Source organism: Streptomyces sp. CNS606 (genome assembly GCF_000426325.1).
In genome coordinates this window covers 169818-189112 of sequence record NZ_AUFD01000009.1, presented here as the reverse complement: position 1 = coordinate 189112, position 19295 = coordinate 169818, and the positions used below count along the sequence as shown (strand labels likewise).

The 19295-nt window shown below is 72.2% G+C and carries 21 protein-coding genes; 11 read left to right on the top strand and 10 right to left on the bottom strand.

Going from position 1 to position 19295, the window contains the following annotated elements; all coding sequences use genetic code 11:
• Positions 1-22: 22 nt before the first annotated feature.
• The 6 genes from K304_RS0107350 (at position 23) to K304_RS33280 (ending at position 4624) form a co-directional block, all read left to right on the top strand.
• The gene (locus tag K304_RS0107350; protein ID WP_027763214.1) at positions 23-1114 is read left to right on the top strand and encodes an NADH-quinone oxidoreductase subunit B family protein; all 1092 of its coding nucleotides are present in this window, start codon (positions 23-25) and stop codon (positions 1112-1114) included.
• 76 nt (positions 1115-1190) lie between these two features.
• Positions 1191-2993 carry a nickel-dependent hydrogenase large subunit gene (locus tag K304_RS0107345; RefSeq protein ID WP_027763213.1) on the top strand — a complete coding sequence of 601 codons (1803 nt, stop codon included), beginning with the start codon at positions 1191-1193 and terminating at the stop codon, positions 2991-2993.
• Complete coding sequence (locus K304_RS27835) at positions 2986-3624, top strand: NifU family protein (protein ID WP_078528750.1); 639 nt, start codon at positions 2986-2988, stop codon at positions 3622-3624. The genes K304_RS0107345 and K304_RS27835 overlap by 8 nt, the downstream gene beginning before the upstream one ends.
• Positions 3621-4214 (top strand): DUF5947 family protein, encoded by a 594-nt coding sequence (locus K304_RS0107335; RefSeq protein ID WP_027763212.1) that lies wholly within the window; start codon positions 3621-3623, stop codon positions 4212-4214. The genes K304_RS27835 and K304_RS0107335 overlap by 4 nt, the downstream gene beginning before the upstream one ends.
• 24 nt (positions 4215-4238) lie before the next feature.
• The gene (locus tag K304_RS0107330) at positions 4239-4445 is read left to right on the top strand and encodes a hypothetical protein (RefSeq protein WP_027763211.1); all 207 of its coding nucleotides are present in this window, start codon (positions 4239-4241) and stop codon (positions 4443-4445) included.
• A 35-nt stretch (positions 4446-4480) separates the two neighbouring features.
• A complete protein-coding gene (locus K304_RS33280; protein ID WP_158687313.1) occupies positions 4481-4624 on the top strand; it encodes a hypothetical protein in 144 nt (47 codons plus the stop codon).
• 81 nt (positions 4625-4705) lie between these two features.
• On the opposite strand, the gene K304_RS0107320 is transcribed toward K304_RS33280, so the two are convergent.
• From K304_RS0107320 to K304_RS0107305, 4 genes are all read right to left on the bottom strand, one after another.
• The gene (locus K304_RS0107320; protein WP_027763210.1) at positions 4706-5140 is read right to left on the bottom strand and encodes a VOC family protein; all 435 of its coding nucleotides are present in this window, start codon (positions 5138-5140) and stop codon (positions 4706-4708) included.
• Positions 5141-5181: 41 nt separating this feature from the next.
• On the bottom strand, positions 5182-5838 hold the full coding sequence (gene leuE, locus K304_RS0107315) for a leucine efflux protein LeuE (protein ID WP_027763209.1): 657 nt from the start codon (positions 5836-5838) through the stop codon (positions 5182-5184).
• A gap of 75 nt (positions 5839-5913) precedes the next feature.
• A complete protein-coding gene (locus tag K304_RS27830) occupies positions 5914-6435 on the bottom strand; it encodes an acetoacetate decarboxylase family protein (RefSeq protein WP_051308053.1) in 522 nt (173 codons plus the stop codon).
• Between the two features lie 98 nt (positions 6436-6533).
• Positions 6534-6719, bottom strand: a complete 186-nt coding sequence (locus tag K304_RS0107305) for a DUF397 domain-containing protein (protein ID WP_027763208.1) — start codon at positions 6717-6719, stop codon at positions 6534-6536.
• Positions 6720-6961: 242 nt separating this feature from the next.
• On the opposite strand from K304_RS0107305, the gene K304_RS31630 reads away from it, so the two are divergent.
• On the top strand, positions 6962-8005 hold the full coding sequence (locus K304_RS31630; protein ID WP_051308051.1) for a hypothetical protein: 1044 nt from the start codon (positions 6962-6964) through the stop codon (positions 8003-8005).
• Between the two features lie 27 nt (positions 8006-8032).
• On the opposite strand, the gene K304_RS27820 is transcribed toward K304_RS31630, so the two are convergent.
• Entirely contained in the window at positions 8033-9274 is a 1242-nt protein-coding gene (locus K304_RS27820; protein ID WP_037789449.1) for an erythromycin esterase family protein, read from the bottom strand.
• 344 nt (positions 9275-9618) lie between these two features.
• Between K304_RS27820 and K304_RS0107290 the strand changes: the two genes are divergently transcribed.
• The 4 genes from K304_RS0107290 to K304_RS33935 all read left to right on the top strand — a co-directional run bounded on the left by K304_RS0107290 (position 9619) and on the right by K304_RS33935 (position 15799).
• A complete protein-coding gene (locus K304_RS0107290) occupies positions 9619-12411 on the top strand; it encodes an alpha/beta fold hydrolase (RefSeq protein ID WP_027763207.1) in 2793 nt (930 codons plus the stop codon).
• Complete coding sequence (locus tag K304_RS0107285; protein ID WP_078528744.1) at positions 12408-13364, top strand: ABC transporter permease; 957 nt, start codon at positions 12408-12410, stop codon at positions 13362-13364. The genes K304_RS0107290 and K304_RS0107285 overlap by 4 nt, the downstream gene beginning before the upstream one ends.
• 538 nt (positions 13365-13902) lie before the next feature.
• Complete coding sequence (locus K304_RS27815; protein ID WP_051308049.1) at positions 13903-15651, top strand: sodium:solute symporter family protein; 1749 nt, start codon at positions 13903-13905, stop codon at positions 15649-15651.
• A gap of 16 nt (positions 15652-15667) precedes the next feature.
• Positions 15668-15799 (top strand): putative transporter small subunit, encoded by a 132-nt coding sequence (locus tag K304_RS33935; protein WP_027763205.1) that lies wholly within the window; start codon positions 15668-15670, stop codon positions 15797-15799.
• A 94-nt stretch (positions 15800-15893) separates the two neighbouring features.
• Here the strand turns inward: K304_RS33935 and K304_RS27810 are convergent, their stop codons facing one another.
• The 5 genes from K304_RS27810 to K304_RS0107250 form a co-directional block, all read right to left on the bottom strand.
• Positions 15894-16535, bottom strand: a complete 642-nt coding sequence (locus tag K304_RS27810) for a class I SAM-dependent methyltransferase (protein ID WP_051308047.1) — start codon at positions 16533-16535, stop codon at positions 15894-15896.
• On the bottom strand, positions 16528-17127 hold the full coding sequence (locus K304_RS0107265; RefSeq protein ID WP_027763204.1) for a dihydrofolate reductase family protein: 600 nt from the start codon (positions 17125-17127) through the stop codon (positions 16528-16530). The genes K304_RS27810 and K304_RS0107265 overlap by 8 nt, the downstream gene beginning before the upstream one ends.
• 107 nt (positions 17128-17234) lie before the next feature.
• The gene (locus tag K304_RS0107260; RefSeq protein ID WP_027763203.1) at positions 17235-18083 is read right to left on the bottom strand and encodes a DUF1989 domain-containing protein; all 849 of its coding nucleotides are present in this window, start codon (positions 18081-18083) and stop codon (positions 17235-17237) included.
• A gap of 23 nt (positions 18084-18106) precedes the next feature.
• Positions 18107-19084 carry a sulfite exporter TauE/SafE family protein gene (locus K304_RS27805; protein ID WP_078528741.1) on the bottom strand — a complete coding sequence of 326 codons (978 nt, stop codon included), beginning with the start codon at positions 19082-19084 and terminating at the stop codon, positions 18107-18109.
• Positions 19057-19278: a hypothetical protein gene (locus K304_RS0107250; RefSeq protein WP_027763202.1), complete on the bottom strand. Its 222-nt coding sequence runs from the start codon at positions 19276-19278 to the stop codon at positions 19057-19059. The genes K304_RS27805 and K304_RS0107250 overlap by 28 nt, the downstream gene beginning before the upstream one ends.
• Positions 19279-19295: the final 17 nt, after the last annotated feature.

The following is a 19295-nucleotide window of genomic DNA, read 5'->3' as shown; positions in this document are numbered from 1 at the left end:
GGCTGCCAAGGAGGCCGACGACATGACCATAGACAGCGGCACCACCCAGACCGACGGGCAGGCGTCCCGCGGGGCCGAGCGCAAGGGTTTCGACGAGGTCGACATCCTGTGGATCTCCGAGGGCCTGAGCTGCGACGGCGACACCGTGTCGATGACCGCGTCCGGCCAGCCGTCCATCGAGGACGTCGTGCTGGGGCTCATCCCCGGGCTGCCCAAGGTGAACCTGCACAACAAGGTGCTGTCGCCGACGATGGGCGGCGAGGAGTACCTCGCCCCCTTCCGGGCCGCGGCCCGCGGCGAGGCCGCCAACCCGTTCATCCTGGTCATCGAGGGGTCGATCCCGAACCAGAACATCATCGAGGGCGACGGCTACTGGACCTCGTTCGGCAACGACGAGACGACCGGCGAGCCGCTCCCCCTCAACTGGTGGCTGGACCACCTGGGTCCGCACGCCTGGGCGGTGGTGGCGGCGGGCACCTGCGCCACGTACGGCGGCATCCACGCCATGGCGGGCAACCCCACCGGCGCCATGGGCCTCGCCGACTACCTGGGCTGGGACTACCGCTCCGCGGGCGGGCTGCCCATCGTCAACGTGCCGGGCTGCCCGATCCAGCCGGAGAACTTCATGGAGACCCTGACCTGGGTCCTCTACCACGCGACCGGCGCGGCGCCGCCGCCCCCGCTGGACGAGATGCTGCGCCCGCAGTGGCTGTTCGGCAGGACGGTGCACGAGGGCTGCGACCGCGCCGCCTACTACGAGCAGGCCGACTTCGCGAAGGACTACAACTCGCCCAAGTGTCAGGTGAAGGTCGGCTGCTGGGGCCCCGTCGTCAACTGCAACGTGCCCAAGCGCGGCTGGATGAACGGCATCGGCGGCTGCCCCAACGTCGGCGGCATCTGCATCGGCTGCACCATGCCGGGCTTCCCGGACGCGTTCATGCCGTTCATGGACACCCCTCCGGGCGGCGGCCTGTCGTCGGTCCTCATCCGGCCGTACGGCGCCTTCATCCGGCGGATGCGCGGCATCACCAACGCCGTGGTCAACCAGGAACCGAAGTGGCGGCACAACGAGGACGCGGTGACCACCGGCTACGACCCGCACTGGCGCGCCTGAACCGGCCGGCCCGACCCCTCCCCACACCTCCGCACACCTCCGCGCAGCGAAGCAGACGAACGAGATGGGAACTGACATGACGGCAACCGAATCCCGGGCCGGGACCGGAGAGCGCCAGCCCTCGCAGATGGTGGACATGGCGTGGGACCCGATCACCCGGATCGTCGGGAACCTCGGCATCTACACCAAGATCGACTTCGCCAACCGCGAGGTCGCCGAGTGCCACAGCACCTCGTCGCTGTTCCGCGGCTACTCGGTGTTCATGAAGGGCAAGGACCCCCGCGACGCCGGCTTCATCACCAGCCGCATCTGCGGCATCTGCGGCGACAACCACACCACCTGCTCCAACTACGCGCAGCAGATGGCATACGGCATCAAGCCGCCGCCGATGGCTGAGCTGATCACCAACCTCGGCGAGGCGGCCGAGTACATCTTCGACCACACCATCTACCAGGACAACCTGCTCTTCGCCGACTACTGCGAGGCGATGGTCAAGCAGACCAACCCCGGGGTCCTGGACCAGGCCGAGCGCACCCCCGCCCCCAAGGCAGAGATCCACGGCATGCGGACGATCGCCGACATCATGCGGGCGTTCAACCCGTTCGAGGGGTCGGTCTACAAGGAGGCGCTGAAGGTCAGCCGCGTCACGCGCGAGATGTTCTGCCTCATGGAGGGGCGGCACGTGCACCCGTCGACGCTCTACCCGGGCGGCGTCGGCACGATGCCGGAGCCCACCGTCTTCACCGACTACCTGACCCGGCTGGTCGGCGTCCTGGACTTCGTGAAGAAGTCCGTGGCGCTGTGCGACGACGTCTTCGACTTCTTCTACGAGGCGCTGCCCGGCTACGAGGAGGTCGGCCGCCGCCGCATCCTGCTCGGCTGCTGGGGCGCCTGGCAGGACCACCGGGTGTGCGACTACCGCTACGCGTCGATGAACGAGTGGGGCAAGGCGATGTACGTCACCCCGGGCATCGTCGTCGACGGCGAGCTGCGCACCAACAACCTCGTCGACATCAACCTCGGCATGCGCATCCTGCTGGGCAGCTCCTTCTACGAGGACTGGACGAACGAGCAGCCGTTCGTCACCCACGACCCGCTGGGCAACCCGGTCGACATGCGCCACCCGTGGAACCAGACGACCGTCCCGATGCCGCAGAAGCGGGACTTCGGCGGGAACTACAGCTGGGTGATGAGCCCGCGCTGGTACGACCAGCAGTCCGGCGACCACCTCGCGCTGGACACCGGCGGCGGCCCCATCGCCCGCCTCTGGTCCACCGCGCTGGCCGGTCTGGTGGACGCCCGCTACGTGAAGTCCACCGGGCGGAGCGTGCAGATCTCGCTGCCGAAGAGCGCCGCGCTGCCGGAGATGACGCTGGAGTGGAAGGTCCCGCAGTGGAGCAACACCCTGGAGCGCGGCCGGGCCCGGTCCTACTTCGTCGCGTACGCGGCGGCGATGGCGATGCAGTTCGTCGAGGAGGCCCTGCAGCTGGTGCGTGCGGGCGAGACCCGCGTCTTCACCGACTTCGAGGTGCCGGACGAGGCGATCGGCTGCGGCTTCCACGAGGCGGTGCGCGGCGTCCTGTCCCACCACCTGGTCATCAAGGACAAGAAGATCGCGAACTACCACCCGTATCCGCCGACGCCGTGGAACGGCAGCCCCCGCGACAGCTACGGCACCCCCGGCCCGTACGAGGACGCGGTGCAGGGCCAGCCCATCTTCGAGGAGAACGGTCCGGAGAACTTCAAGGGCGTCGACATCATGCGCACCGTGCGCAGCTTCGACCCGTGCCTGCCGTGCGGGGTGCACATGTACCTCGGCAAGGGCAACGAACTCAAGAAGGTGCACTCCCCGAACTTCGGGACGGCCGGCCATGGGTGACGCCTGCTGCGGCGGCGGCGCCGCTTCCGGGACCGCGCCCCCGGCCGGTACGACGGGCGCGCCGCCCGCCGCCGCGCCGTCCGGCCGGCTCGACGACACGGCCGTCGGCGCGCGCCTGGCGCGTGCCGACGACCTCCTCGGACGCGTCGAGGGCGTCGCCGGCCCCACGACCGAGGCGGCCGTCGAGGCCGTGCAGACGCTCGCCGAGATCTACGGCGAGGCGCTGGCCCGCGTCCTGGACCTGGCCGGCGAGGAACTGCGCGCGCGGATGGGCGCGGACGAACTGCTCGCGCACCTGATGGTGCTGCACGAACTCCACCCGGAGCCCGTGGAGGCGCGGGTGGCCGCCGCCGTGGAACGCCTACGGCCCGGCGTGCAGGAGCACGGCGGGGACGTCGAACTCGTCGGCGTCGACGGCACCGTGGCGACCGTACGGCTGCAGGCGAAGGGGTGCGGGACGTCGGCGGGGACGCTGGAGGAGGCGGTGCGCGAGGCCGTGCTGGGCGTGGCGCCCGAGCTGACGGAGGTGCGGCGGGCACCGGCCGAGGGCGGCTCCGACCAGGCGTTCGTGCCCCTCGACACGCTGACCGTCGCCCGCCCGCCGTCGGTGCCCGCCGGGGAGCGGACATGAGCACGGGCGCGCTCGCGCGGGTCGTGCGCGGCGCCGGGGCACGGCGCGCGGCGCGCGCCGCCGAGCACTGCGACATGTGCCGCGCCCCGGTCGCCGCCACCCACCGGCACATGCTGGACACCGCGCGCGGGGAGATGCTGTGCGTCTGCGTGCCCTGCACCCTGCTCTTCGAGCAGCAGGCGGCGAGCAACGGGCACTTCCGGCTGGTGCCGCGGCGCCGCGTACGACTGGCTCCCCTGTCCACGGAATCCCTGGGCGTGCCCGTCGGGCTGGCGTTCTTCGTGCCGGACGCCGACGGCGGCGTGGAGGCGCACTTCCCCGGCCCGGCAGGTCCGGCGCAGGCGGAGGTCGACGCCGCGGCCTGGCGGCGTCTGGGCGAGGACCACCCGGAACTCGCCGCGCTGGAGCCCGGCGTGCAGGCGCTGCTGGTCAACACCGTGCGCGGGCAGCAGCACCACTGGATCGTCCCGCTCGACGACTGCTTCCGCCTGGTCGCCCTGGTGCGGCAGGAGTGGCGGGGCCTGTCCGGCGGCGGCCGGGTCTGGCCCGAGGTCGAGCGCTTCTTCACGGAACTCACCGAGGACGACTGACGGACGCAGCGAAAGGAGACCGTCATGGGTCGCATACGCGTCGGAAGGCCCGACACCAAGCCGGACGCCACCTCCCACGTGCCCGGCATCCACGAGGGAAACGAAGGCCCCTACGAGGGCCAGCCGGGCCACCACCCGGACGGCACCGCCGACTCCCGGCGCTCCACCGGGGTGCAGTGGAGGAAGCACGACCCGGTGTCCGACACCATGCCCAACCTCCCCCCGGGCTGAGCCCCGCCGAACCGTTACCAGGAAGGAGCGTCACCATGGCCATGGCCAGAAACGTGCTCATCGCACAGGGCGCACTGCTCGGCGGGCTGGCGCTCGCCCTGCTCGTGCGCGAGTTTCCCGGCCTCCTCCGGGAGATCAGGATCTTCCGGATGATGGACGACCACGCCGGCGCGCGATAGCCCGCGTCGACGAAGGGGCCCCGGTGGACGTCAGGCGTCCGCCGGGGCCCCTTCCCTGCGGGAATCTCCTGACGTGGACGGTCAGTCGAGGCAGAACTCGTTGCCCTCGACGTCCTGCATCACGAGGCAGGACTCGTCGTCCTCGTCGGCGGGCAGCAGGCGCACGCGTACGGCGCCGAGCGCGACGAGCCGTGCGCATTCGGCCTCCAGCGCGGCCACGCGCTCCTCGCCCACGAGCCCGGTGCCGGTCCGCACGTCGAGATGCAGGCGGTTCTTGACGGTCTTGCCTTCGGGAACGCGCTGGAAGAACATCCGCGGCTCGGTGCCCACGGGATCGATCCACGCGTACGCCGGCCCCCGGTGCCCGGGCGGCTGCGCCCGGTCGGCATCACTCCAGGTGGCGAAACCCTCCGGTGGCGGCGGCACTTCGTACCCCAGCGCCTCGCGCCAGAAGCGAGCGACGCGCTCCGGTTCCGCGCAGTCGAAGGTGATCTGGATGTGCTTGATCGACGGCATCGGCCCATCGTAGAGGCGGCGTGTGCGTCGTCTCGACGGGTTCAGCTCGCCAGGGAGAGCTTCGCGGCGAAGCCCAGGAACGCCGTTCCGGCGGCGGCCGAGGCCCCGGCCTGGAGGCGGCGGCGCCGGCGGAAGGCGGCTGCCAGCCGCGTACCGGAGAAGATCAGCACGGACAGGTAGGCGATGCTGAACAGCTGCGCCCACAGCCCCAGCGCGACGAACGACAGCGCGGGGTGCGGGTAGGCCGGGTCCACGAACTGCACGAAGAACGAGACGAAGAACAGGATCGCCTTCGGGTTGAGCAGGCTGGCCACCAGCGCCCGCCGGTACGGCCGCTCCCCGGTGTCGCCGACCGCGGCCTCGGCCGGAGCGTCGGGGGCGCGCCCCTCGCTCCGGCGGCGCCAGAGCCGCCAGGCCCCCCGCAGCAGGCCGACGGCGAGCCAGGTCAGGTACCCGGCACCCGCGAACTTCACCACCGCGAAGGCCAGTGGGCTGGCCTGCAGCAACGAGGCCACTCCGCCCGCGGACAGCGCCATCAGCACCGCGTCGCCGCACACCACTCCGCCCGCCGCCCGGTACCCGGCGCGCACGCCGCGCCGCGCCGCGACCGAGACGACGTAGAGCGAGTTCGGCCCCGGCAGCAGAATGATCAGCGCGAGCCCCACCAGGTAGGTGGGGAGATCCGTTATCCCCAGCACGAGACGCAGCCTGGCACGGACCCGCGTAAGGTGCATAACGCGTTTTGCCATACGGACACGCGCGGCGCCGGGACCTTACCCGGACGCCGGCGCCCCGCGCCCGCAGACGAACCGGAAGCCCCGCAGCGCCACGGTCGCCGCGGGCCTGCGCCCGTGGAGGAACCCCAGCGGGCTTCCCCCGTCCACGGTGAACCGAGCACGCCGCCCCACGTACGGACGGCCGGTCACGCGCAGCGGCACGCGTGCCGTCTCCCCGCCCACGTCCTGCACCAGGTGGGCGCGCACCGGGAGGCGTCCGGGCAACGGCACGCCCGTCCGGTGGTCGCCGTGCACGGTCCCGCCGTCCGCGGTCGTCAGCCGCGCCCGGAGACCGGAGGCGTCACGGCTGAAGGCGAACGCACCCGGCTCCTTCGGGATGCCCCACAACTCCCGGCCCCCGCGCAGGGAGCGTTCGTCGTCCACCCACGCGGCGACGGCCGTCCCGGCGATCCGCCCGCGGTAGGTCACCGCGAGGGCCGCCAGCAGTTCGCGGTAGGCCGGCACGCCGGGGGGCCGGTAGTCCACCCAGAACGTGACCAGGGTGACCTTGCCGCCCACGATGAGGGGCCGTGCCCCGTGCGGCAGCCGCCATCGCGGCGGCGTCCATGTCCCCGGCCAACTGCCACGGCTCGGGCGGGTAGTCGCTCATGCGACGGTCAACGCGTGGTCGCGTGGGCGAGGAAGCGCGCCCACCTCTCGCGCCCGACGCTGAAGGGCCGGCGGGTGAGGTCCTTGGAGTCCCGCACGTGAACGGCGTCGGCGGCCACGGTCACCTCGATGCAGTCGTCGCCCTGCGTGCCGCTGCGGCTGGACTTGAACCAGGTGAGTGCATCGGTGCTCACAGTTCTCCTCGCAGTCGCTCCAGCAGGTCCCGCGATTCCTGTGGCGGCAGGCAGCGCAGTGTGTCATAACGCTGCTGGCAGATCATCACACTGCGCAATGACTGATGGCCACACTGTCACCGCGCGGTGTACTGTGCCGACTGAACGGGTTGCCTCATCCCGAACATGAGGCAGCCCCCGGAGGTGTTGGAAGCACCGGCCCGGGGGCCTACACCCCAGAGGACTTAACAGGAGTCCCCGAGATGCTTCGGCATGTTATCCCTCCGGCGCGTGCGTACGCGCAGATCCCGAACACCATCCTCCGCCACCCGCGCCTGTCACCGGACGCGAAGACCCTCCTCACCTGGCAGCTCTCCCTCCCCGCGAGCGAGGCCCAGTGCCTCAGCGACACCGCCCGCCGCGCCGGGATCAAGAAGTGCGCCTTCCAGAAGGCCAAACGCCAGCTCCTGGACGAGGGCTACCTCCACCAGTGGACCCTTCGCGCCGACGGAGGACGCTTCCTCACCGTCCAGCTCGTCGCCAACACCCCGCTCAACGCGACGGAGGCGCTCGCCGCCCGCGACGGCCACCAACCCCCGCCCGGCGGCAGGAAGACGACGTCCCGCACGGACGCGCAGCCGCCGAGTGCCGCTCCACCGGCCCCCGGACAGCCAACCCGTCCGTCCGTCGGCCGCCTCCACAAGAAGAACACCCGGGAGAACACCACCCCACCCACCAACCCCGCCCCCGAACCCGCAGGCGAACCGGTGGCCGCGCCCGACCCCGACCCCGCCGCGCAACACGCCGCCGCACGGACCCTGCTGCTCTCCCTCGGCCGCGTCGACCCCCAACTCGCCCTGCCCACCCGCACCGCACAACGCTGGGCACCACTCGCCGCGACATGGCTCGACAGCGGCCTCTCCCCCCTGCACATCCGCCACGCCCTCACCGACGGCCTGCAAGGCGCCCGCAACCCACTCGGCGCCCTGCACTGGCGGCTCCAGCACGCCCTCCCCGACGTCCCACCGGCCCCGCCCGCGACACCCGCCGCCCCCGCACCGGAACCACGCGTCTCCCGCATGCGCGAATGCGCCACACGCCACGACCAGCCCCGCCTCTTCACCCCGCCACCCGGCACCGACGAGACACGCTGCCCCGCCTGCCGCACCACCGGCACACCCACTCCCCCACCACCCCCGGCCGGCTCCGGCTACGCCGAATTCACCGCCGCCCGCCAGAGCCGGCCCTCCACACCCCGTCCGACCCCACGCCCCCGCACCATCCACCGCCACCGACGCCGCGGGTGACCGCCGAAGGTGAGGCGTCAGCGCCGGCTACGCCCGCCCTGACGAGGCGCGGGCCGCGGCCGCAGGCGCGCTCCGCGGGACGTCCTTGAGGAAGAGGAGAGCGTCGACGGTCGTCAGGTGGGCCGGGTCGAGCGGGGCGTAACCGAACCACGGAGACGTGCGACGCGCGGGACGGGTGTCGCCGAGGGCGGTGGCCAGCCGGGGCGCGTCGACGAGGCAGCGTTCTTCCGGCAGCGCGTGCAGGAGTCCTTCGACGCTGTCCGGCGGCGGGATGTCCACACCGTGGTGGCGGAGGGTGCCGAGGGCGGTGGCGACGAAGGCGTACTCCTCACCGAGCAGGTCGCCCACCAGCGCGCCGGCGCTCCACCACTCCACCCGCCCCTGCCACATCTGCATCGAGCTCTTCTCCCGCTGGAAGTGGGAGTTCTGGGCGTGGGCGAGCACCGGGCCGCGTTCGGCGAGGGCGAGGAGGTTGTCGGCCATCATCAGGTCGCGCAGCGCGCACAGCCGGGTCATGCGGGCCGGTGAGGGGTCGGCCATCGCGTGGTGGTAGCGCAGCAGGCCCGTCGCGGTGCGCCCGTACAGTCGCGCGCGGTCGAAGGCCTCGCGGGACGTCGCCGCGACCGCGTGCGGCCGGTGCGCGTCGAGCAGGGCCACCATGTCGTCGGCGAGCAGCCGCAACCGACCGGCCTCGGCCGACTGCCCCACCGACTCGGCCGGGTCCCTCATGGCGGCGGGCTCGGTCCACGGGGCGTCGGCGCCGAGCAGGTCGTCGAGCGCCGACGCCGTACAGGGCATCAGGTCCGTGTCCACGCAGACCGCGAGGTAGTCGTGCAGGGCGGAGAGGGCGTGGCGGGGGCTCGCGGCGTGGGTGATCTCCAGCGGGCCGTCGAACCCGGCGAACCGGACGTGTTCGGACGCGGGCCGGTCGTCGTTGTGTTCCCGCATCCAGCGCACGAGCGCGCGGTTGGCGGCGGAGGCGCCCCATCCGTGGCTGAACCCGCGCTCCATGACGTCGTCGAGGGTCCCGGCGCCCGAGGTGACGTAGCCGTCCACGACGAGGCCCGCCAGGCAGTCGCTCTCGATCGCGATCGTCCGGTAGCCCTCCTGTTCGACGAGCTGCCGGAAGAGGGCGTTGCGCACCTCCAGCAGCGCGTCCTCGTCGTGTGTGGGCTCGCCCAGGGCGAGCATCCGGGGCCGGGCCGGGAGCAGTTCCAGGAGAGCGCCGGCCTCGACGGCATGGGTGGTGGGTTTGATGTCGGCATTCATGCCTTCAACGGTATCGTTGAACCTTCGGTGGAGACTTGGACGCGAATTCAGCGCGGCCACGGGGCGAAACCTTCAAACGGCCGATCATCTCGGAACCACGCCCGGCTCGTCGATGACCGGCCGTCGCCGCTGGGAGGCGGCACCGGGCGGCCGGCACGCGGACGGCTGTCCGCCCGCGGCCGGGCGCCGCGGACCGGGGCAGGAGAGCCGGTTGCGTACCCGAGCCGACGCGGGGTGAGAGCTCGGCCACCGGCCGAGGGCCGGCCGGGCCAGGTGGAACGCCGGGGCGGCGGCGGCCGTTGACCACCAGAAGCCGAGATTCCACATACGTTGAGGTTCACTTCATGCAGATCCGACATTTCCGGCGAAAGGGCCGCCGGTGGCTCGCGGGCGCGGCCACCGTCGCCGTACTCGCCGGGACCGGCAGCTGGGTCGCTTCCGCCGACGACTCAGCACCCACCGTGCACCGCCAGGAACGGGTGCACGACATGCCGGGGGCGGAGATCGACACCTCGTACTTCACGACAGGTGGCGACCGACCGCGGCCCGCGGTGCTCCTCGCGCACGGTTTCGGCGGCAGCAAGCAGGACGTCCGCACCCAGGCCGAGCAGCTGGCGCAGGACGGGTACGCCGTCCTCACCTGGTCCGCGCGCGGCTTCGGTGAGTCCACCGGGAAGATCGGCCTGAACGACCCGGAACGCGAGGTCGCGGACGTCTCCCGGCTCATCGACTGGCTGGCGGAGCGCCCCGAGGTGCAGCGCGACGGCGACGGCGACCCGCGCGTCGGCATCAGCGGCTCCTCGTACGGGGGCGCCGTCTCCCTGCTGGCGACGGCCCTCGACGAGCGGGTGGACGCCCTCGCGCCCCGGATCACCTACGGGAACCTCGCCGACGCGCTCTTCCCCGACGGCGTCTTCAAGAAGCTCTGGGCCGGGATCTTCTTCTCGACCGGTACGGCGGCAGCCCCCGGCGGCCTGGCACCGGGCGGCCCGACGAACGGCGAACCGCCGGCCGAGGACCCCGCCGACGGCCGCGAACGGTCCGGGGCGGACTCCGCAGGAGACTCCGCGGCCCCTGCGGACGCGCCCGCCGACGGCGGCGCATCGGCGCCTGCCGACCCCACGGCCTGCGGCGCGTTCACGAAGGAACTCTGCGCCATGTACCAGCGGGTCGCCGTGGCCGGAAAGCCCGACCCGGAGGCCCGTGCGCTGCTGGAGAGCCGTAGCCCGTCGGCGTTCGCCGACCGCATCGACGAACCCGCGCTCCTCGTCCAGGGGCAGTCCGACTCGCTCTTCCCCCTCTCCCACGCGGACGCCACCGCCGAGGCGATCCGCGGCAACGGCGCCCCCGTCGCCGTCGACTGGATCGCCGGGGGCCACGACGGCGGCGACAGCGAAACCGCCCGCGTCGAAGCCCGCATCGGCGACTGGTTCGACCGCCACCTCAAGCAGGACGAGAGCGCGGACACCGGCCCGGCGTTCCGCGTGACCCGGACCGGCGGCATCGACTCCACCGACGGCCAGGTGACCTCGCGCGGCGCGACCAGCACCTCCTACCCCGGCCTCACCGCCGGCACCCGCGAGGTGGAGCTCTCCGGACCGGAGCAGCGGTTCGCCAACCCTGCCGGCGGCGCACCGCCGGCCATCTCCTCCGTCCCCGGGCTGAGCGGCGGCGCCGGCGCGCTCTCCTCCTTCGGCGTCGGGATCTCCCTCGACTTCCCCGGCCAGCACGCGCGGTTCGAGTCGGCGCCGCTGGACCGCCCGCTGCGCATCACCGGCACGCCCACCGTCGACGTCGAAGTGGCCTCCGACAGCGGCGAAGCGGTGCTGTTCGCCAAGCTCTACGACGTCGGGCCGGGCGGCAGACAGCAGGTCCTGCCCTCGCAGCTGGTCGCCCCGGTCCGGATCGAGGACGCGCAGGACGGCAGGAAGGTCGAACTGACCCTTCCGGCCGTCGACCACGAGGTCGACGCCGGGCACCGGCTGCGGCTGGTCCTCGCGGCCACCGACCTCGGGTACGCGTCCCCGGACGAGCCCGCGCGCTACACCGCGTCCGTGACGGGAGCCCTCTCCGTGCCCACCGCGCCGGACGTGCGGACCGAGGACGCCGGGCTGGCCTGGTGGGTGTGGGCGCTGCCCGCAGCAGGCGCCGTGCTGGCCGCCGCCCTCCTGCTCACCGCACGCCGCCGGTCCGTGCCGCCCGCCCCGGACGCCGAACGGGCCGAGGTGCCGCTGGAGATCACCGGCCTGACCAAGCGCTACGCCGGAGCGTCCGACCGGTACGCCGTGCGGGAGCTGTCCTTCCGCGTCGAGCCGGGCCAGGTGCTCGGTCTCCTCGGCCCGAACGGCGCCGGCAAGACGACCACCCTGCGGATGCTGATGGGCCTGATCCGCCCCGACGAAGGAGAGATCCGGGTCTTCGGCCACGCCATCCGGCCCGGTGCGCCCGTGCTGTCCCGGGTCGGCGCGTTCGTCGAGGGAGCCGGCTTCCTGCCGCACCTGTCCGGCCGGGAGAACCTGGAGCTGTACTGGGCGGCCACCGGACGACCGGCCGCCGACGCCCAGATCGAGGAGGTCCTGGAGATCGCCGGGCTCGGCGACGCGCTGGCCCGCGCCGTCCGCACGTACTCGCAGGGCATGCGGCAACGGCTCGCCATCGCCCAGGCCATGCTCGGAATGCCGGACCTGCTCATCCTGGACGAGCCCACCAACGGCCTCGACCCGCCGCAGATCCGCGAGATGCGGGAGGTGATGACCCGTTACGCGGCCGACGGCCGGACCGTCATCGTCTCCAGCCACCTGCTCTCCGAGGTCGAGCAGTGCTGCACCCACCTGGTGGTCATGGACCGCGGCCGGCTGGTCCAGGCGGGCCCGGTCGGCGAGATCACCGGCGAGGGCGACACCCTGCTCGTCACCACCGAGCACGCGGTCCCCGAGCCGACCGTCGAGAAGATCGCGGCGCTGCCCGGGATCCGTTCCGCCGTACGTGCCGACGAAGGGCTGCTCGTACGGCTCGACGGCGCCCCGGCCGCGACGCTCGTCGCCGAACTGGTGCGTCTGGACGTGCCCGTGAGCGGCGTCGCCCCGCACCACCGCCTGGAAGACGCCTTCCTCACCCTGATCGGAGCATCCGCATGAGCGCGCCGGTGAACACCGGACCGGGCGCACCGACGCCCGCCGCGTCCGCCCCCGACGCACTGTCGTCCGGGCCGTCCGGGCCGTCCGGGCCGTCCGGGCCGTCCGGGCCGTCCGCGCCCGGCTACCGCGCCGGGCGCACGCTGCCGCTGCGGGTGGAGGCGCTGCGGCAGCTCAAACGCCGCCGCACCCTGGCGATGGCAGCCGTGCTGGGCGCGCTGCCGCTGATCCTCATCGCGGCCTTCGCGATCGGAGGCAGCCCCGCCGACGACGGCCCCGGCAGGCGCATCAACCTGATGGACACCGCCACCGCCTCGGGTGCGAACTTCGCCGCCACCTGCCTCTTCGTGTCGGCCGGCTTCCTGCTGGTCGTCCCGGTCGCGCTGTTCCACGGCGACACGGTCGCCTCCGAGGCCAGCTGGTCGTCCCTGCGCTACCTGCTCGCCGCGCCCGTGCCCCGCACGCGGCTGCTGTGGTCGAAGCTCGCGGTGGCGCTCGGGTTCAGCGCCGCCGCGATGCTCCTGCTGCCCCTGGTGGGTCTCGTCTCGGGAACCCTCGCCTACGGCTGGGGGCCGCTGAAGCTGCCTGCCGGCGGCTCGCTGCCGGCAGGCGACACCCTGTTGCGGATCGGCGTGATCGTGGCGTTCGTCTTCGTCTCCCAACTGGTCACCGCAGGGCTGGCGTTCTGGCTGTCGACCAAGACCGACGCACCGCTCGGCGCGGTCGGCGGCGCCGTGGGGCTGACGATCATCGGCAACGTCCTGGACGCGGTGGAGGCGCTGGGCGGCTGGCGTCAAGCACTGCCCGCACACTGGCAGTTCGCCTGGGTCGATGCGCTGCAACCGCAGGTCGAGTGGGGCGGGATGGTCAAGGGCGCTGCGGTGTCCGTGACCTTCGCCCTGGTGCTCTTCGCCCTGGCCTTCCGCAACTTCTCCCGCAAGGACATCGTGTCGTAGTTCCCCCGGGGCAGCCCGGCCCGACAGCCCGGCGCCGGTGGCGAGAGCCCCGGCGCCGGGCTGTCGGGCCTGATGTCCGGACGGGCCTCCGCCCTCGCCTCGGTGGACCCGGCGGAGGGCCCGGACGCGTCGTGGCCGGTGATCCCTACCACACCGAAAGCACATTGACGTCGCAGTTGCGACGCGTAAAGAAACAGGCGCAAACGGACACCATGGGCACGACAAAACGGACATGTCGATGAAGTGAACGTGCAAGCATCACCTGTTACTGCCCCGAATCAGGCAGGAATGCACCTCACGGACCCCGGAGCCGCCCACAGACGTGGCGCCGTAAAGAGGCTGTTAACGTGCAAAGGTTTGCGGGTTCAAAGGGTCCGCACGTTGTTGTGAACGCCCCCGGTTCCGGTGCCGACGCCGCCGTTGCCGGGCCTGGAGCCCCTTCCCGCCGCTCGCAGCGCGCAGAACGCGCCCACAGGCCCCCGGCCGGTGCCGGAGCCGCGGCCGACCGGGCTCCACCGAGCACAAGGAGGTGGCGCCTGTGGACGGACTGGAGACAGCCCGGTTCAGCGCCGTGGTGGTAGTGGGTCTGCTGGTCCTCTTCTACGGAGGGACCTTCCTGATCTCGACCCGCATCGGCAAGAGGGAAGAGAACGCCGACGGTTACATGACCGCCGGCAACAACATCGGCTTCGGGATCTCCGCCGCCAGCATGACGGCGACCTGGATCTGGGCGTCCTCGATGTACGCGTCCGCCACGTCCGGTTACCAGTACGGCATATCGGGGCCCGTCCACTACGGGCTCTGGGGCGCCTTGATGATCCTCTTCATCTACCCCTTCGGGAAGCGCATCCGAGCAGTCGCGCCGAAGGCCCACACGCTGGCAGAGGTGATGTACGCGCGGCACGGCCGCTCCAGCCAGCTGATGCTCGCCGGTTCCAACGTCGTCGGCAGCCTCATCAGCCTCATGTCGAACTTCATCGCCGGCGGCGTGCTGATCTCCCTGCTGTCGCCGTTCACCTTCGTCCAGGGAGTCTTCGCCGTGGCTGCGGGCGTCCTGCTCTACACCCTGTGGTCCGGCTTCCGCGCCTCGGTGCTGACCGACTTCGTGCAGGTCCTCGCGATGCTCGGAGCGGTGGCGGTCATCGTCCCGTTCGTCTTCGTCGCGGCGGACTTCCCGGCGGTGTTCGAGACGGGCGCGGGAAACCTGACCCCGCAGCAAGGAAACTTCTTCTCCAGCGAGGCGTTCATGCAGCAGGGCGCCCCCTACATCGCCGCGGTGCTGGCGTACGCCATCGGCAACCAGACCATCGCGCAGCGGCTCTTCGCGGTGAAGGAGACCCTGATCAAGCCGACCTTCGTCACCGCGACCATCGGCTACGGCGCCATGGTGATCGGCGTCGGCATGCTCGGTGTACTCGCCCTGTACCTGGGCTTCGAGCCGGCCGGCGGCGATCTGAACAACATCATCCCGGGGATGGCCGCGACCTACCTGCCGCCCCTGCTGCTGGCCGCGTTCTTCATCATGATCATCGGCGCGCTGTCCTCCACCGCCGACTCCGACCTCTCGGCACTGTCCTCGATCATGATGACCGACGTCTACGGCCAGAACATCTCCGGCAAGGAGAACGCGAACCCGCGGACGATGCTGCTCGTCGGACGCCTCACTATGGTCGTGGCGACCGCTGCGGCCGTCGCCTTCGCCAGCCTGCAACTGAGCATCCTCGACCTGCTGGTGTTCGTCGGCGCGCTGTGGGGCGCCCTCGTCTTCCCGGTGCTGGCCAGCTTCTACTGGGACAAGGTCACCGGAAGGGCGTTCACCACCTCGGTACTCGCGGCACTCGCGGTGTTCCTGCCGGTCCGCTTCGCCTGGATCCCCATGGAAGCCGCCCACGGAGCCGTCGGCATCACCGTGGACGTGCTGTCGGTCATCGGCATCGGCGTCGTCCTGGGCCTGATGGTGTTCGGCTTCCTGGGCGCGAAGGTGGCGAAGGTCGTCGGCGCGCTGGCGACAGCGGTCTCCGCCCCGTTCGCCCTCGGCTCCCTGCACGAGTACGCGACCTTGTGCGGCTCCCTCGTCGCCTACTCCGTGAGCACCGTCATCTGCTGGGCCATGTCCACGCGGCAGCGGGAAGGCTTCGACTTCGCCGTCATCGCCCAGCGCACCGGCGACTTCGACGACGGCGAAGCCGCGGCCCGGGCACCGGCCGCCCACGACGTCGAGGCAGGCGTTCCGCCACAGCCTGGCATCGACGACGCCGAGTCCGAGTCGACCGTGAAGATCAAGTGAGCACCCCGGAGGCACCGTGACCACTCTCGCCCTGACCGTGTACATCCTGATATGGCCGGTCATCGTGGCCGGCGTGCTGTTCGTGATCAGCCGGGCGTTCTACCGCGAGTGGGCCGAGGCCCGCCGCAACGGCAGGCCCCTCATCTGACCCGGCGCCATGGGCCGCTGCGGCGCTGTCGGCGACCCGGCAGCAGCAGCCCACGACGGTCACCGCGCACCGCGCGTCCCCGCGCCCGTCTCCCTCAGGACGTCGACGTCGCCGTGGTTCGAGTCCCGCGCACCGGGCCGCGCAGGACGAGCATCGCCAGGCCGTCCGCGTCCCGGCGCAGCGCCTGCGCCCACCCGCCGGTCAGCGCGGCGATCTCGCTCTCGTCGAGCGCGATGTGCCGCTTGTGCGCCGGTGTCCGCGCGGCGACCGGGGTGATGACGGCCAGCGCGCCGCCGTCCCGGAGCCGTCGCCCCAGTGTGCGCAGGAGGCGGGCGCGGTCGCGGACGAAGGCGTAACTCAGCCGGAAGACGACCAGGTCGTAGGCCGGGTTCGGCAGCGCTCCGAGGTCGTCGTTCTCGATGTCGAAGCGCAGGAACCGTACCGGCGTCGCGGTGCCCGCACCGGCTGCCGCGGCGGCACGGTCCACGGCTTCGCCGGAGCAGTCGACGGCATCCACCCGGTACCCGGTGGCGGCCAGGTGCTGCGCGAGCTCCCCCAGGCCGCATCCCACCTCCAGCGCGAGGGCGCCCGCCCGCGCCGGGCAGAAGTCCGCGAGAAGGCGCCGCTCGGTGTCGCCGAGCGGCGCGAAGCCGCGGCCGGCGGCGTAGTGGGCGTCCCAGTGCTCGGGGTGGGTGGGGCCCGGCGTCGCCGGCGCCGGTGCGGCCGGCTCAGCCATCCGCGGCGGCGCGGCGGTAGGTGCACACCAGCACACCGGCGGGGCTGGTCGTGCTGGCGGCGAGTTCGAGGGTGCGGAGGGCGCCGCCGGCCGGGAAGACCGACTTGCCGCCGCCGAGCAGCACCGGCATGACGATCAGGCGGAGTTCGTCGACCAGGTCCTCCTCCAGCAGGCTGCGGACGAGGGTGGGGCTGCCCATGACCAGCAGGTTGCCGTCGTCCCCGCCGCGCAGTGCGCGGAGGCGGGCGGGAGCCTCGTCACCGGGGATGAGGGTGGTGTTGTCCCAGGTCAGGTCGTCCTCGACCAGGGTGCGGGAGACGACGTACTTCGGCAGCGCGTTCAGCCGGTCGGCGAACGGGTCGCCGGCGCGCTCCGGCCAGGCGCGGGCCATGGCCTGCCAGGTGCGGCGGCCGTACAACGCCGCGTCGGCGGCGTTCAGCGCGTCGTCGAAGGCTCCGCCCACCACCTCCGGGTCGAAGAACGGACCCGTCCAGCCACCGTGCGCGAAGCCGCCGTCGGTGTCCTCCTCGGGACCGCCGGGCGCCTGCACGACACCGTCCAGACTCATGAACGCGATGCTCACGATGCGCATGGGACTCGCTCCTCGATCCGTCGATCCGTCGCTGCGGGGTCTACGGCTCTTCGGACGGCCGTCCCGCCCGGAAATCATCGCCCGGCACGACGCGGCGCGGTCCCCGTTCAGCGCTTTCGGTCGTCCCAGGCGGGTGACGTCATGCCGTGCACGTTCCGGTAGGCGGCACGTTCCGGCGGGGACCAGCCGGAGAGCAGGCCGGGATCGACGCGGTACACCTCTACGCCGATCGGGTGACAGACGTCGACCGGATCGCGGGCGTCCGGCCCCCACAACGGCACGGACAGGTCGCCGCCCGGGCAGGTGGACAGGGCGCACAGCAGGTCGAGCTCGGCGAAGAACTCGAAGTGGTCCCCGGGGCGGGCCGGGCAGGCCTTCATGAAGTACTGGTCGTTCTCGTTGAGCCCGGTGCACTGGAAGACGTTCAGCACGTCGTGCACGTCGAACTCGGTCAGCCCGTACGGCAGCACGGCCCGCACGAGGTTGGAGTGGCAGTGGAAGTCGAAGTCCTCGCCGGTCAGCATGCGGTTGACGTACGGGTCGCAGCGGGTGCCGAGCAGGTCGTGGACGCGACCGCCCTCGGCGTCCGTGCCGTACCCGGCGAGGGTGTCGCCGGTGACGGTGAGCAGCGGGCGCAGGAAGGGCAGCGTGGACCACAGCCGGTCGTAGGTGCTGACGTGGGCGCGCTGGAGCTGGCGCGTGCGGGACGCCCACAGGCGCTCGCGCGGGTCGTGGAGGTTCCACACGTTGAGGTCCCCGACCTGCGGGCCCTCGACCGTCACCAGGCGGCACAGGTGGCCGGCGGGCACCTCCCAGGCGCGCCCGGAGCGGACCGGGATCGTGAAGCGGTCGACGAGCTCCCGGCTCCCGGTCGTGCCGGAGACCGCGTCGTAGAACGCCCGGTCCACGTCGAGAGGGCCACCGGCGGTGGCCCGGTAGGCGGCATCGGTGGCCATGTGCGTCCCCTCCGGTGGCGTGCTCAGCGGCGTGTGGTGGGCTCCGACCGTTCCGGATCCGCGTCCGCGTCCGGGTCGGTGGCGGCGTCGCGGTCGGCGGCCTTGGCAGGCCCGGCCCCGGCGGCCTCACGGCGACGGCGCAGGGCGGGGACGGCGAACATGCGGAACGACGCGAAGGCGACGAGGGCGCCGCAGGCGATCAGGATGACCGGGCCGGGAACTCCCCAGAGCGACAGCGCCGAGCCGAGCAGCAGCGTGGCGAGGATCCACGTCAGCACGTCGTCGCGGGTGCGGGTGGCCAGCTTGGCGCCCAGGTAGATGCCGGGGATCGCGCCGATCAGCACGGTGCCGACCAGGGCGATCTTGGCGTCGCCGAACAGCAGGTGGCCGAGGGCGGCGGAGGCGACCAGCGGGATGGCCTGTACGAGGTCCGTGCCGACGAGTTCCTGGGCGCGCAGCCGCGGATGGGTGAGCATCAGCATGACGATGATCAGCGAGCCGGAGCCGACCGAGGTGACGCCGACGACGAGGCCGCCGACCAGGCCGACGATGAGCGTCGGCACCGGCTTGAGGCGGGTCGGCTCCGTCGACGGCAGGGCGTTGCGGCGGCGGGTGAGCATGCTGCGCGCCACCATCCCGGCGAGGGCAAGCAGCAGTGCCGCACCGATCGCCAGTTCGAGCCTGTGCTGCACCTCCTCGCCCTCACCGAAGAGGCTGATGAGCCACGCACCGGCGAACCCGGCGGGCACGGCTGTGGGCAGCAGCCACTTCACGATGTCCCAGCGCACCGTCCCGGCCTTGTGGTGCACGTAGGCGCCGACCGGCTTCATCGCCACCGAGGCCGCCAGGTCGCTGCCGACGGCGGCGGTGGGGTTCACCCCGAAGACGAGCACCATGATCGGTGTCATCAGGGCCCCGCCACCCATACCGGTCAGCCCGACCGAGATGCCCACGAGGGCCCCGGCAACGATCATCAGCCATGAGAGATCCACGGACGGCATCGTGGCATGCCGGGCCCGGAGGGGCCACGGCGGTCCCACCACACGGACCGCGCGTCGCGGCGGGTGGCCAGGCGGTCGCCGTGCGCGGTGGGACCGCCCGACGCCCCGGTCACCAGCGGGTACGCCTGTTCGCCGCCCCACAAGTGCGCCGCGAGCGTCGCGGCGTCGAGGGCGTCGTCCGTGATCCCGGTCACGAGGATCGGGGGTGGAC

What these genes read in the sequence shown, in the direction of transcription:
- K304_RS0107345 (WP_027763213.1), top strand. Translation starts at nt 1,191, where the DNA reads ATGACGGCAACCGAATCCCGGGCCGGGACCGGAGAGCGCCAGCCCTCG.
- K304_RS0107290 (WP_027763207.1), top strand. Translation starts at nt 9,619, where the DNA reads ATGCAGATCCGACATTTCCGGCGAAAGGGCCGCCGGTGGCTCGCGGGC.
- K304_RS0107285 (WP_078528744.1), top strand. Translation starts at nt 12,408, where the DNA reads ATGAGCGCGCCGGTGAACACCGGACCGGGCGCACCGACGCCCGCCGCG.
- K304_RS0107260 (WP_027763203.1), bottom strand. Translation starts at nt 18,083, where the DNA reads ATGGCCACCGATGCCGCCTACCGGGCCACCGCCGGTGGCCCTCTCGAC.
- K304_RS0107320 (WP_027763210.1), bottom strand. Translation starts at nt 5,140, where the DNA reads ATGCCGTCGATCAAGCACATCCAGATCACCTTCGACTGCGCGGAACCG.
- K304_RS0107265 (WP_027763204.1), bottom strand. Translation starts at nt 17,127, where the DNA reads ATGCGCATCGTGAGCATCGCGTTCATGAGTCTGGACGGTGTCGTGCAG.
- K304_RS0107335 (WP_027763212.1), top strand. Translation starts at nt 3,621, where the DNA reads ATGAGCACGGGCGCGCTCGCGCGGGTCGTGCGCGGCGCCGGGGCACGG.
- K304_RS0107330 (WP_027763211.1), top strand. Translation starts at nt 4,239, where the DNA reads ATGGGTCGCATACGCGTCGGAAGGCCCGACACCAAGCCGGACGCCACC.
- K304_RS0107350 (WP_027763214.1), top strand. Translation starts at nt 23, where the DNA reads ATGACCATAGACAGCGGCACCACCCAGACCGACGGGCAGGCGTCCCGC.
- K304_RS31630 (WP_051308051.1), top strand. Translation starts at nt 6,962, where the DNA reads ATGCTTCGGCATGTTATCCCTCCGGCGCGTGCGTACGCGCAGATCCCG.
- K304_RS27805 (WP_078528741.1), bottom strand. Translation starts at nt 19,084, where the DNA reads ATGCCGTCCGTGGATCTCTCATGGCTGATGATCGTTGCCGGGGCCCTC.
- K304_RS27810 (WP_051308047.1), bottom strand. Translation starts at nt 16,535, where the DNA reads ATGGCTGAGCCGGCCGCACCGGCGCCGGCGACGCCGGGCCCCACCCAC.
- K304_RS33280 (WP_158687313.1), top strand. Translation starts at nt 4,481, where the DNA reads ATGGCCATGGCCAGAAACGTGCTCATCGCACAGGGCGCACTGCTCGGC.
- K304_RS27835 (WP_078528750.1), top strand. Translation starts at nt 2,986, where the DNA reads ATGGGTGACGCCTGCTGCGGCGGCGGCGCCGCTTCCGGGACCGCGCCC.
- K304_RS27820 (WP_037789449.1), bottom strand. Translation starts at nt 9,274, where the DNA reads ATGAATGCCGACATCAAACCCACCACCCATGCCGTCGAGGCCGGCGCT.